The 13,027-nt window shown below is 66.3% G+C and carries 11 protein-coding genes; 8 read left to right on the forward strand and 3 right to left on the reverse strand.

Translation table 11 applies throughout. The features are described 5' to 3' along the window. Positions 1 to 42 precede the first annotated feature (42 nt). Complete coding sequence (locus ACOGXQ_RS03505; protein ID WP_419946070.1) at positions 43 to 813, forward strand: glucose 1-dehydrogenase; 771 nt, start codon at positions 43 to 45, stop codon at positions 811 to 813. A gap of 132 nt (positions 814 to 945) precedes the next feature. Then, entirely contained in the window at positions 946 to 1,317 is a 372-nt protein-coding gene (locus ACOGXQ_RS03510; protein WP_419946071.1) for a hypothetical protein, read from the forward strand. 337 nt (positions 1,318 to 1,654) lie between these two features. Here ACOGXQ_RS03510 and ACOGXQ_RS03515 read toward each other — a convergent pair whose 3' ends face one another. Next, entirely contained in the window at positions 1,655 to 2,878 is a 1,224-nt protein-coding gene (locus tag ACOGXQ_RS03515; protein ID WP_419947330.1) for an HNH endonuclease, read from the reverse strand. Positions 2,879 to 3,843: 965 nt separating this feature from the next. Continuing rightward, positions 3,844 to 4,263, reverse strand: a complete 420-nt coding sequence (locus ACOGXQ_RS03520) for a hypothetical protein (RefSeq protein ID WP_419946072.1) — start codon at positions 4,261 to 4,263, stop codon at positions 3,844 to 3,846. Between the two features lie 221 nt (positions 4,264 to 4,484). On the opposite strand from ACOGXQ_RS03520, the gene ACOGXQ_RS03525 reads away from it, so the two are divergent. From ACOGXQ_RS03525 to ACOGXQ_RS03550, 6 genes are all read left to right on the forward strand, one after another. Beyond that, entirely contained in the window at positions 4,485 to 5,357 is an 873-nt protein-coding gene (locus ACOGXQ_RS03525) for an IS5 family transposase (protein ID WP_419947325.1), read from the forward strand. A gap of 128 nt (positions 5,358 to 5,485) precedes the next feature. Beyond that, positions 5,486 to 6,817, forward strand: coding sequence for an IS1380 family transposase (locus ACOGXQ_RS03530; RefSeq protein ID WP_419943892.1), 1,332 nt, complete (start codon positions 5,486 to 5,488; stop codon positions 6,815 to 6,817). A 755-nt stretch (positions 6,818 to 7,572) separates the two neighbouring features. Then, the gene (locus tag ACOGXQ_RS03535; RefSeq protein WP_419946073.1) at positions 7,573 to 9,924 is read left to right on the forward strand and encodes a CoA transferase; all 2,352 of its coding nucleotides are present in this window, start codon (positions 7,573 to 7,575) and stop codon (positions 9,922 to 9,924) included. Beyond that, the gene (locus tag ACOGXQ_RS03540) at positions 9,921 to 10,439 is read left to right on the forward strand and encodes an O-acetyl-ADP-ribose deacetylase (protein WP_419946074.1); all 519 of its coding nucleotides are present in this window, start codon (positions 9,921 to 9,923) and stop codon (positions 10,437 to 10,439) included. Before ACOGXQ_RS03535 ends, ACOGXQ_RS03540 begins: the two co-directional genes overlap by 4 nt. A gap of 119 nt (positions 10,440 to 10,558) precedes the next feature. Then, positions 10,559 to 10,885, forward strand: a complete 327-nt coding sequence (locus tag ACOGXQ_RS03545) for a c-type cytochrome (protein WP_419946075.1) — start codon at positions 10,559 to 10,561, stop codon at positions 10,883 to 10,885. A 101-nt stretch (positions 10,886 to 10,986) separates the two neighbouring features. Next, the gene (locus ACOGXQ_RS03550) at positions 10,987 to 11,799 is read left to right on the forward strand and encodes an SDR family oxidoreductase (RefSeq protein WP_419946076.1); all 813 of its coding nucleotides are present in this window, start codon (positions 10,987 to 10,989) and stop codon (positions 11,797 to 11,799) included. Between the two features lie 44 nt (positions 11,800 to 11,843). Here ACOGXQ_RS03550 and ACOGXQ_RS03555 read toward each other — a convergent pair whose 3' ends face one another. Next, on the reverse strand, positions 11,844 to 13,016 hold the full coding sequence (locus ACOGXQ_RS03555) for an enolase C-terminal domain-like protein (RefSeq protein WP_419946077.1): 1,173 nt from the start codon (positions 13,014 to 13,016) through the stop codon (positions 11,844 to 11,846). Positions 13,017 to 13,027 lie beyond the last annotated feature (11 nt).

A 13,027-nucleotide genomic window follows, 5' to 3' on the forward strand; every position in this document is an offset into this window, starting at 1 on the left:
AATGTCAGATGACACCAGGAGCGCCGGATCGGGAGAGCAGACATGAGACTGCAGGGCAAGGTGGCGCTGATCACCGGAGCCGGCGGGGGCATCGGCCGGGCCACGGCGCTGCGTTTCGCAGCCGAGGGCGCCCGCATCGTCGCTGTCGACGTTGCCCCTTCCAACGACGGCACCGTGGCCGATGTGCGGGCTGCGGGCGGCGAGGCTATTGCCGTTCGGGCCGATGTCACGGTCGAATCCGAAGTGGCCGCCGCGTTCCGTCAAGCCGAAGAGGAATTCGGCGGACTCGACATCGCCTTCAACAACGCCGGGATCATGCTCGACGACGACACCGACGCCGTCAAGACCGGCGAGGAGACGATCGACCGCACCTTCGGCGTCAACATCAAGGGTGTGCTGTACGGCTGCAAGCACGCCGTGGAAGCGATGCGCCGGCGCGGCGGCGGTTCGATCATCAACACAGCGTCTTTCGTGGCCTCTGTCGGGGCCGCCACGCCCCAGATCGCGTACACGGCCTCCAAGGGCGCTGTGCTGTCGCTGACCCGGGAGTTGGCGGTGGTGCACGCCCGGGAGAACATCCGCGTCAATGCACTCTCACCGGGGCCGCTGCGCACCGAGATGCTGATGTCTTTCCTCGATACCCCCGAGAAGAAGCAGCGACGGCTGGTGCATGTGCCGATGGGCAGGTTCGGCGAAGCCGACGAGATGGCCTCCACAGCACTGTTCCTGGCATCAGACGACTCGTCCTACATGACGGGCGCGAATCTGCAGGTCGACGGCGGCCTCACCGCCGCCTACGTGACGCCCGAGTAGCGCCTCGCTTGTCGGGTCCACAAGGGTCCGGCCCGGTTTGGTTCGGAGCTCCAGTCTGCGGAAGTCGACTTGCTGCGCCGGGACTCCGTCCGTCAGAGAATCACCGATGCGGTCACTCGTCGCAGAACGACCATGACTGAACCCGTCGGGGACATTCCGTCAGCTGCGGGCTTGATCCCCGAAGAGGCCTGCGAACTGCGTCGAGAGCAAGATGCACGGCTTCGAGGATTGCAGGCGTTGTCGCGAAGCATGCTCGCCGGTTTCCTCTCGGCGGGACTCATTGCGTTCGCATTTCGGCCTCCCGACGCCGAGATCAGCCGTGGTTTCAGCTTCGCAGTCATCAACACCGCGTCCCCGCTTGTCATCGTCGCAATTCTCGTCGAATTCTCAGCCACTGGCTGGAAGGAGGACCCAGACATCAAGGCGCTGATCAACCGGCCTCGCGAGGCATCCACGGCAGTGCGACTCGATTGGCCCAACTGCTCAAATGAGATTCGCCCATGACCAAGACTGGCGACTCGCATACCGACAGTGAGAACTCGGACGTGCCTCAGCCGCCAGAATTTCCGAGCGTCATCGTGAATCGCGGGCTGCTCGGCATTCCCGACGTGTTGGCCTTCTGGCGCCGTAAGAAGTCAACTTCGTCATAGAGGCCAATCATCGAGGCCTGCGGCCGGCATTTCCGCGATGGAACCCGAGCGCCCCGTTCGGTCGGCAGAGTCGCCAGCTGCAACCCTGCGGCAATTGAGTTTCGCTTCGAGGTTGGCCGGCCACACTGCATGCGGAGTGCATCGCCAATCAGCGTCCTGCAGCATCTGTGCTTGGCCTTGCAGCTGATCGGTCAGGCTGCGGTTGCTGGTTTGTCTTGCGGGGTGCTGACCGGTCCGGGTGATCGGGTTGGATCTCGGCCAGGCCGTTGAGGGCTGGGTTCGGCGGGCGGTGCCAGCCGGGTCCGGTCGTCGGGGGGTGCTCGGCGGGGTCGGCCGTCGGGTGGGGTCTCGATGGACCAGTGGCGTTGGTGGTGGTCGATGTGGCAGGGCTCGCACAGGCTGGCGAGGTTCACGATGTCGCTGAGGCCGCCGTCTTCGTAGTAGTCGATGTGGTGGGCGTGACAGTGCTCGCTGTGGGTGGCACATGCGATGCAGCCGCCGTCGCGGATGGCCAAGATGATGCGCTGGGCTTCCGAAGCGCTGCGCACCCGCCCCAGGGCGAGCTGGCTCCAGTCGCCGTTGAAGATGGCGGGCAGGATCTTGGCATCGGCTGCCAGTTCGGCGAGCTGAGCCGCGGAGATGGGGGTGCCGTCGTCGAGACGGGGGTTGGCGAGCCGTCCGGAGGCGATGTCGTAGTCGGCCGCGATGACCAGGTTGGCTTGGGGCCGCTGACGTCCCAGCATCAGGTCGCACAGCGCATCCGCGTTGCGCTGGGGGAAGCTGTCCTCAGCGGATGCGTCGCGTCGGCGCACGGCGCGCTCGGCTGCGGCGAGCAGCGTGTTGATCTGGCGGCCCGCAATGAAGTCCAGATCGGCGGCCAGGTGCCACATGCCGTCGTCGCCGAGCCGCATCGAGCAGCGCCGCTTGTGCCGCTGCAACGCCAGCTCCGCGTCAGCAGGCTCTACCGCACCCCCCGGTGCCGCAGAGGCGGCCTCCGCAGCGAGATCGGCATACACCTGCTGGCTCTCATACGCGAGAGTGTGACGGGCGACCACATCGGAGGGATACGCCCCGCACAGCCCCAAGAAACTCTCCTCGCTGCGACGATGAACCTTGGGCGCCTCACGAGCAATCACCCTCGCATGAGAAAGCTGGATCTGCCCCTCGGCCAGCGCGTCGAGCGTGCCGCCAAGGGAATGCTCGCCGAGCGCCTCAGCGAGACGGGCCTCGCTGCGAGCCTGCGCAGAGTTCATACGCGTGTACTCGCGCAGCTGCCACGCAGCCGACTGCGCACCATCGCGGGACACCAGCTCGCCCACCGCCGCCAGAAACCGAGCCTCCGCACAAGAACGCTCGGCCGCCAACTCGACGACACGATCCACCAGATCGCCGTCGGTCAGCGACTCCAGCCCCATCTCAGCCACACAACGTGCATCGACGAACGGGCCCCGCTGCGCACCCCGAGCCCTGGCTGCTTCACGGTTGAGCTCTCTCCAGTGCTCCGCCTCGTCTCGGGACGGCTCAGCATGCTCGCAATCGTTGATCGAACCCGTCTGAGAGACTGACAGACACGCAGAATCGCAAGCCGTGTTCGTATCAATAAACGAGGCGTCATCGCCGGAGGTATGTTCGATGCCCTGTTCGTTGAACACAACAGAAGCATACACACGTATGCTCACAAATACAACTACCTGTCTGCACCAATTTCGGACTATTCCAGTGCCGTCGATATGCATGATCGAAGTGTTTTCGAACGGCAAAACCGAGAATCACACCTAGGCGGTTAAGCCATCCGTATCCTCGCGCCTTCGCATCGCATTACGGAAATCAAAGAACACGTCGTCGCCCAACCGGCGCTCTGCTGCACACCACGCGCTGGCACGGCTCCTGTGATAACACCAGCCGCCAGCACCCGGAACAACCCCACCCAGCGGGCACGGCCACCGTCCGGGAAGAACCGCCCTCCAAGCTCTGCCTTTGAACTCTGCTCTCGAACGACCCCGAGCGTTATGCCAGCACTCGCCGGCGCAGCAATTCCAGCACAACCATGGAGCGATCCGGCATGTATCAAAGAACAGGAGCGTCTGCCGACCTGTCGTACGCCTCACACTCGCTGCGAGCAACACCGAGAATGCCGCGAAGCATTCTTCAGGTCTCAAGACAAAAAGGGGGTGCCATCCCGCTCTTCCTCAAGTTTCAGCGGAGAGCGCGAAAGGTCTGAGCGCGACAAAGTCAGTGATGGAACCCAACCGTAACCGAACAAAGGAACGACAGGAACGTGAGCGACGCCACCTCAAGAGGAAATACAGCGACACCTACATCCGAGTTAGCTTGGGGTCTTCGCTGGCAACGCGAGGCTCGACAGGGCATCCAGATTCGCTCAGTGGGACATCTGCTCCCAGTGATTGCTGCGTACTCCGCGCGGATCGGCTTCGCTGGGATCGTGATAGGCGTAATCCCTGCTATAGTTGAGGTGAGTGGGGTGAAAACACAACTCATCGCTGTCGATAGACCACCCCTTGGGGCAGGCTCTAGAAACTACTAGGGCATTTACTTCGGATCGCGTCATCCCTCTGCAGTCCCAGCCGCCGCCCAGATAAGCATCGCACCCACCACCTACGAAGTCACTGTACATCTGCTCCAGAGTTTGCGTATCCTCGGGATCATCGCACTCTGCGTATCCGGTGTAGTATCCGCAGTCTACGGCGAACCTTTGCACTTCAGCTAATTCAGCCGCCCAATCCGGGTTGACGTTGATTTCCAACACCCATTCGGTTGAGTCCTCCTCGCTTTCGGTCACGGTCTCCTCTTCGGGATCGGTTTCCTCGGGTTCGGAAGCCTTGCCGGATGGTTCAGTCGTTGTGCTGGTGCCGGCGGTGGTGTCGCCGCTGGCGCGTCGGCCGACTAGTTGCGCTGTCTCCCACCGGGTCGCGCCGCCTAAGAGGCCGCGCGGATAGGCGGCCGTCCACGGGTCGTCTGGTTCGCCGGTGTATTGGTCGGGTTGTCCTGAACTTGACGACCGTGGAGGCCGGTTTCATCATGCGCGCTTTGAGCAAGGTGGTGGTGGATGTCATCTGGGCTGCGGTCGAGCCGCGGTTGGCTCGTCCCCGGTCGCATCCGCTGGGCTGTCACCGGCCTCGGATATCGGATCGGCTGTGCCTGCGGGGGATCATCATCAGGCTGGTGACGGGCTGCTCGTGGGAGTCCGTTGAGCACCTGTTGGACGGCGAGGTGTCTGACACGACGCTGCGGTCGCGCCGCGACGAATGGGTCGCCGCCGGGGTGTTCGATCACATCGCGGCCGAGGCGATCGCCGCGTGGGACCGCATCATGGGCCTGCGGCTCGCCGATCTGTGCGTCGACGGCTCGGTCCACAAGGCCCCTTGCGGCGGGGCGGGGACTGGCAAAAGCCCTGTTGACAGGCGGAAACTGGGCTGGAAGTGGTCGCTGGCGACCGACGCGGCGGGCACCCCGGTCGCGTGGGCCGCCGACGGCGCGAACCGCAACGACATCATGCTGTTCGAGCCCACCCTCGCCGAGATCGAACGCCGAGGCCTGCACCACGACATCGAAACCGTCCATCTCGACCGCGGCTACATCGGCGCCCGCGTCGACCGGGCCGTCCACAAAGCAGGCATCGCCGACATCGAGCGGCCCGCCAAGCGGCCCCCCACAACCACAGACCCCAAACCGGCCGCCGCCCCCATGGGGCTGCGCTGGACAGTGGAGCGCACCAACTCCTGGCTGTCCAACTACGGGCAGCTACGACGCAACACCGACCGCAAACCCCAGCACCGCCTCGCCCAACTCGCCCTCGCCATAACGCTCATCATCGTCATCAAACTCATCGACCACCGCAACCGCTGGCAGCCCACCGAACCACCTATCCGCTGACGCTCTAAGCCCCGATCCACCGGTTCGGTTGGGCTGGTGGGGGTTTGCGTCCACCAGAAAGGCCTCCTGACGTGGCATTTTGCCGGTTGTGAGAACGCGGCGTGATGCCATGACGGGAGGCACTTTCTGTGAGCGATGATACGCGGTTGTTGGACCGGGTCGAGGCAGTGTTCGACGAGGGCTCTTTGGTGGGGGACGCGGGTCTGCTGGCGGTGGGCACCTTGGCGGGCCGGCTGGGCTTGGAGGGCTTGATCGACGAGACTGTGCGTCCGCCGGCGGCGGGCCGCGGGTCGGGAGCGAAGGTGCTCACGGCGGTGTGCTCGATGCTGGTGGGCGGGTCGTTCTTCTCTGACGCGGATCGGCTGCGGGCCGGCTCGGCTGGGTCGGTGCTGGGGTTCGCGCCGGTGGCGCCGTCCACGCTGGGGACGTTCGCGAGGTCGTTCTCGTGGGGTCATGTGCGCCAGCTCGACCGCGCCCAGGAGCTCGCGTTGGGCCGTGCGTGGGCTGCTGGGGCCGCCCCGGCCGCGGAAGCGATCACGGTCGACATCGACTCCACGCTGTGCGAGGTGCACAGCGACGCGAAGCACGGCGCCGCGTACGGCCACGGCGGGCGGCTCGGCTATCACCCGCTGGTGGCGGCCCGCGACGACACCGGTGAGATCGTGCACTCCCGGATGCGCAAGGGCTCCTCGCAGCGGGGACACGTCGATTTCGCCGCGGAGACCTTGGCGCGGGTGCGCCGCCTGGCGCCGGGCGCGGCGCTCACGCTTCGAGCTGACGCGGGGTTCTTCTCGTGGGACCTGATCGACAAGCTCGACGCGCACGGCACGAGGTTCCTGATCGCGATCGCCCGCAACCCTGCTGTCGACAAGGCGATCGCCGCCATCGGCGACGACGACTGGACACCGATCGGCTACACCGACGACGGCGAAGCCCAGGTCGCCCAGGCCACGCTGACCAGCGGCCGACGCGCTGCGGGCAAGCCCAAGCGCACGGTCCGCCTCGTGGTGCGCCGCACCCGCCTCGTCGGCGACCAAGCCGAGCTGTGGCCGAACTGGCGCCACCACGCGTTCGTCACCGACATCGACGACGACGAGCTCGACACCAAAGCAGCCGACACCGCCTACCGCGCCCACGCCCGCGTCGAACAAGCAATCAAGGACCTCAAAGCCGGCGGCCTCGCCCACAGCCCCTCAGGACGGTTCGCGGCCAACGCCGCCTGGCTCGCCTTCGCCGTCCTCGCCCACAACATCGCACGCTGGACCGCGCGCATCGGCCGGGTCCACGAACCCCGCAAGCTCACCGTCGCAGCCACCATCGCCCGACGCCTGCTCAACATCCCCGCCCGGCTCGTCAACCGCAGCGGCCGACCCACCCTGCGGCTGCCCGCCAAATGGCCCTGGGCAGCCCAGTTCACCGCCGCGCTGCGACACATCCGCAACCTGCCCCAGCGCTGCTGAGCAAACCCCAGCGCCACGCAGCGCCGCGCAGCACACCCCAGGCGCAGCACACAAACCAACCCCCGAGCCGACGCCGACCAACCACGCGTCCGCCCAGCCCTCACCCCGCCCCCACGACAAACCGCGCCACCGACATCCCGCCCAACCCGACACCGCACACCCCACCGGTGGATCTGGGCTAAGCGGGTCATGTCACGGCCGGCGATCTTTACTGTGGGCACCGCGGCGATACCGCCGAGAACGAACTCTCCTGCCGCGGCATTGTCGAGTCGAGCTTTCTGACTGGCAGGCATTGCGCCATCACGCGGCCCGGCGAGGACCACACAGTCCGTTCCGAGCACCCCGGCGAGCGTGACCGCGCTGTAGATGTCCGACTGCGCCGCCGCATCAGAACCGACCACGACGGGCACATCGCCAGAACAGTCCGACTCAGTCCACGGCTGCACCGTCGAGATACGCACCCCCGCTCTGCGCACCCGCCGCAGCGGGCAGCACCAACGGGCCCACCAGCGCCGCGGCCAACAGCACCGCCAACCATCGTCGCCCACGCACAACCACTGGCACGCTCCCCCAACTGACAGTCCCAGAACAGTACGCAGCGAAACTGCACGCAGCCACACATGCCCGCGCAGTCAGGCCGCGCGACCAGCCGAGCGACGGCGAGCGCCGCCATCTGAGCGCCCAACAAGCAGAACTAGTGTCCGGCGCAGGAGCGGCGGCAGCGCGCTGCCGCCGCATCGATGTCTGGGGGCGGGATGCTGGGTCCGTATCGGGTGCTGGATCTGACCGATGAGCGGTGCTGGTTCGCCGGCAATCTGCTCGCTCAGCTCGGCGCCGATGTGGTGCTGGTGGAGCCCCCAGACGGCTGGCCGCGGGGCTACGCACATACCGCGTACAACCGTGGCAAGCGCTCGGTGGTCGCGACCGGCTTGGACGACGTGGCGGACCTGGCGGCCGCCGCCGACATCGTGCTGCACAACGACGGCACGCCCTTCGACGTCGATCTCAGAGCGCTGCGGGAAGCGAACGACCGGCTCATCACCGTGCACATCACCCCGTGGGGCGAGAGCGGGCCGAAGGCGGGCTGGCGCGCGACCGATCTGACACTGTTTGCTTCAAGCGGTCAGCTTGCGGTCACCGGGGACAGTGACCGCCCTCCGGTGCGCATCAGCATTCCGCAGGCATGGCTGCACGGCAGCGCGCAGGCGGCTGTAGCCGCGACGGTCGCCCTGGAGCATCGAGCCCGCACCGGCCGCGGCCAGCACGTCGACTTGTCCACGCAGCAGGCCGTCTGCGAAACGGCCCTGTCGGCAATCCTCTACGCGCCCGCCGGGCTGGAAGAGGTGCAACGCGAAGCGGGCGGAGTGCGCTTCGGCGCGTTGATGCTGCGCACGATCTATCGCTGCAAGGACGGCTTCGTCATCGTCACCATCGCATTCGGCCCGATGATCGGCCCGATGGTGCGGCGCTTCCTGTCGTGGATGCATGAGGAGGGTTTCTGCGACGACGAGACCTTGAACAAGGACTGGGTCAACTTCGCGTTGCAGCTTCAATCCGGCGAGGAGAGCATCGACGTCATCGAAGGGGTGATGGACGACATCGCCCGCTTCTGCGGGACCAAGACCAAGGCCGAGATGATCGAGCGAGGACTGCGTGACTCGCTGCTCATCTGCCCCGTCAACACCTTGCAGGACGTGCTCGACAGCCCCCAGCTCGCCGCGCGCAGCTTCTGGGACGATGTCGATGGCACCCAGATGCCGGGGCGCTTCGTGCTGGCACAGGGAAGTCCGCTCGCGCCCTTGGGCTCGGCGCCGGAAATTGGCGAACACACCTCCGAAGTGACGAGCGCGCTGTCAGCGAGGCCCCCTGCGCTGCCGCCCTCCGAACCGCTGCCCGAGGGCGCCCCAGCCGACCGACCGCTGGCAGGGTTGAAAGTCGCGGACCTGGCGTGGGTCGCGGCCGCTCCGCTGGCAACGAAAATCTTGGCGCACTGGGGGGCCACGGTCGTGCGCGTCGAGACGCAGAACCGGCCGTGCCTGCTGAGGGGCGCGTTGGGACATCGCGATGACGTTGCTGATCAGGAGAACGCCATCGCATGGCATTCCACGAATGCGAACAAGAAGACGATCTGCCTCGACCTCTCCAAGCCCGAAGCTCGCGACGTCGTGCGCGATCTGACCGCTTGGGCGGACGTCATGGTCGAGTCGTTTACGCCGGGCACCATGGCCGGGTGGGGCCTGGGCTACGACGATCTCCAGGAAATCAATCCTGATCTGGTGATGGTGTCAAGCTGCGTGATGGGTCAGACCGGACCGTTCCGGGACTTTGCCGGCTTCGGCAACATGGCTGCATCGGTCGCCGGCTTCTTCGACATCACCGGGTGGGCCGACCGGGGCCCTGCCGGCCCGTATCTCGCCTACACCGACTACTGCTCGCCGAGATTCACCGTATGCGCGCTGCTCGCCGCGCTCGACCACCGACGGCGCACCGGCGAGGGCCAGCATCTGGACTTCTCGCAGATGGAGGCCGCGGTGCACCTGCTGGCGCCGGCGATCGCCGAACTCCAAGAAACCGGCACCATGCGAACTCGCCGGGGCAACGAGGACGACGTCATGATCCCCCACGGTGTGTACCCCGCGGCAGGACAGGACGAGTGGATCGCCATCTCGGTGGAGGATGACGACCAGTGGCATTCGCTCGCGATCGAGATGCGACGGGAGGATCTTGCCGATCTCGACACGGTCGGCCGCAGGGAGCGACACGCCGAACTGGATGAGATCGTCACCCAATTCACCTCGCGCCAGAACGGCCCCGGGCTCATGCATCGTCTGCAAGCTCACGGCATCTCCGCCCACCATGTGCAGAACTCCGGCGCTTGCCTCAACGATCCGCAGCTCGCGCATCGCGGCCACTTCCAATGGGCGCCTCATTCCTACGCACGTCAGACCGTGGTCGACGGGATCCCGTACACGCTGTCGGGCGCCCACAACGGATTCAGCTGGGCCGGCCCGACCTACGGCGAGCATGCGATGGAGATCCTGAGCGACGTTCTGGGCTACGACGCCGATCGCATCGCCGAGTTGGCCATCACCGAGGCGCTCGAGTGAGCGGCGGGCGTTCCGAACCTCGGCTGGAGCTGGCAGTCGGCGACATCACCGCCGAAGCGGTCGATGCGATCGTGAACGCCGCCAACGAGACGCTGCTGGGAGGAGGCGGTGTGGACGGGGCCATCCACCGGGCAGCAGGCCCCGAATTGCTGGAGCACTGCCGCACCCTCGGCGGATGCCCGACCGGCCAGGCCAAGATCACACCTGCATTCCGGTTGACGGCTCGCTGGGTCATCCACACGGTCGGGCCGATCTGGCACGGCGGCGAGCACGGTGAAGCCGAGCTACTGGCTTCGTGCTACCGCGAATCCCTGGCCCGGGCCGACGAGGTCGGTGCCCGCTCGGTCGTTTTCCCGGCGATCTCCACTGGCGTCTACGGCTACCCGATGGCATCGGCCACACAGATAGCCGTCGACGCAGTCCGCGCCGCGCCTACGCAAGTCACATTGGTCCGCTTCGTCTGCTTCAACCAGGAAGCTCTCGACGCGTACCGGAACATCCTCGGCACCGAGTGATGACGGGCCGGCTGTTAGCTGCGGTTTGCACGCTGGCAGCCTCCTTGCTCGCCGTGTCCTGCGGTGCCGACTCCAGTGACGCAATCGATTCGCCGACCTCGGCGCCAGTGCTCGCGCCTGTGACCAGCACTGCTGCACTGCCTCCGACGGGCACAGCCGCTGCGCCGGCAGTTGCCGACGGCGCGGCGGTGTACCAGCAGTACTGCGCCGAGTGCCACGGAGTCGACCTGCGCGGCACCGACAAGGGTCCGTCGCAGCTTTCCATCATCTACGAGCCCAACCACCACGGCGACTACGCATACCGAGTGGCGATACGGGAAGGCACTCGAGAGCACCACTGGTGGTTCGGCGACATGCCGCCGGTCGAAGGCATCACCGATCTCGAGATCGAGAAGGTGATCAGCTTCATCAGGGCTGAGCAGCAGCGCCTCGGCTTCGAGCGATGAACCGCCGTCACATGTGCTGAGGCGAACCCGACGATCTAATCTCCCTCCGCTGAGCGAGCTAGGAGTGCTTACTGTTCGCATCGATCGCAGGAGGGATCATCGTGACCAAGCGAATTCTGCTCACTGGAGCGTCGACGGGAATCGGGAATGCAACCTTGCAGCGACTCGTCGCTGATGGGCACGAGGTCGTGAACCTCGACGTCAAGGACGCTCCTGAGGGTGCCGCCGAGCACCATCACTGCGACCTGTCCGATCCCGCCTCCATCGACAAGGTCGCTGCCGGACTTGACGGCTCGTTCGACGGGCTCGGCAACATCGCCGGTGTGGCCGGCAGCATGGGTGCCGAGCTGGTGCTGCGGGTCAACGTGTACGGGCTGCGCCACATCACTGAGACGCTGCTGGCGGCCGGCATGCTCAACGACGGGGCCTCCATTGTGAACATCGCGTCGCTGGCGGGGATGGTGTGGAACCGCCACCTCGACCGTATCGCCGAGCTCGACGCCGCAGAGGACTTCGCTGCGGGCATCGAGGTCGCCCAGTCCTACGAGCGAAGCGGCCCGGCTGCATACACCCTGTCGAAGGAGTGGGTGGTGTCGTACACCAAGCACCTCGCCGGACGCCTAGTGGGTCGAGGCATCCGCGTGAACTCAGTCAGTCCGGGACCGGTTGATACCCCTCTGTTTCCTTTCTTCGAGCAGGACACCGGCGCCGAGCAGATGGCGTGGCTGAACGAACAGGTCGGCAGGGTCGCCACGCCAGACGATCAGGCACAGGTGGTCGCCTGGCTGCTCGCCGGCGAGAGCGGTTGGGTGAACGGCATCGATCTGCCGGTGGACAACGGCCTGTCTGCCGGCATGACAGTCGGCTGGGCCAATCCCAAGGACTCGCCCGCATCACGCTCGCGCCGCAGCTGAACCGCGGTCTTCAAGCCATCGCCCGGAGGGTTGCCGCTGTTGGGCTAGGACGTCGCTTCACCGATCTGGTCCCGCGTCAACTCGATGCCGAAGCCAGGCGCGCCGCTGGGCACCAGCCAACCGTCGTCAGGCAAGGACATGCCGGGAGTAGACCGCCACGCGTTCATCAGCGATTCGCCGGGCGGGCAGCCCACATACATCTCCGCCCAGCGGTTCTGCGGCAGCGCGTGGCTGAGGTGCTGGCCGTAGCTGTCATTGCACCCTGCGTGCAGGGCCAGCTCGATTCCTGACGCCGCTGCGATCGCTGCGATCCGCAGCGCAGCGGTGGCGCCGCCCACCCATTGGATATCGGGCTGCAGCACATCGACCAAGCGATGCTGTGCTGCGTAGGCGAACGCCCGGTCTGAGAGCCAGCGCTCACCCGCTGCCAGCATCTGCGTCGGCAACCTGCGGCGCACGTCGGCGAACCCCGGCCAGTCATCGGGTGGGGCGTAATCCTCGATCCACGTCAGCCGGTACGACGCCAGTGCCTCGCCGAGTCGCACCGTGTACGACGCGTCCAGCGTTGACCAGCAGTCGAGCATGAGATCTGCATCGGCGCCGAGCTCTGCGCGTGCGTTCGCCACGAGGCGCTCGGTCTCGGTGATACCCGCCGTGGTTGAGCCAGGCCCGACCGAGCCGGCCAGCTTGAACGCGTCGAAACCCCGACGGCGCGCATCGTCGAGGTCGTTGCCGGTGGCGTAGCAGCGGGTGCGTTCGCGGGCAGGCCCGCCCACGAGCTCGTACACGGGTCGGTCGAGGATCTTGCCCTTGAGATCCCACAGTGCCAGGTCGACAGCGCTGAGCGCGTAGGCCGCGAGCCCCGCTGCTCCGAATGCGCTGTTGGCGCTGCGGCTCATCATGTTCCACAGCCGTTCGGTGGCCAGTGTGCTCTCGCCCACGATCATCGGCCCGAAGAAGTCGTTGACGATCGGGACCACAGGCCCGGCGTGACACGTCATGCCCACACCGAAGCTGCCGTCGGAAGCAGCCACAACGCACAGCACCTCGTCCCACGATGGTTCAAACCGGCTGGCCTGACCGGCGAACGCGCTGTCAGAGGACAGCGGGTGCATCATCCCGGTCAAGTCCCACGACACGGTGGCGGGAGCAGTGCGCCCGAGCACCTCCGGCCGCCGCAGCCGAGCAGCAGTCACCTCGGTGATGGTCGGCGTCATTGCCGCAGCGT

Source organism: Candidatus Poriferisodalis sp. (genome assembly GCF_965208485.1).
Taxonomy (GTDB): Bacteria; Actinomycetota; Acidimicrobiia; order Acidimicrobiales; family Poriferisodalaceae; genus Poriferisodalis.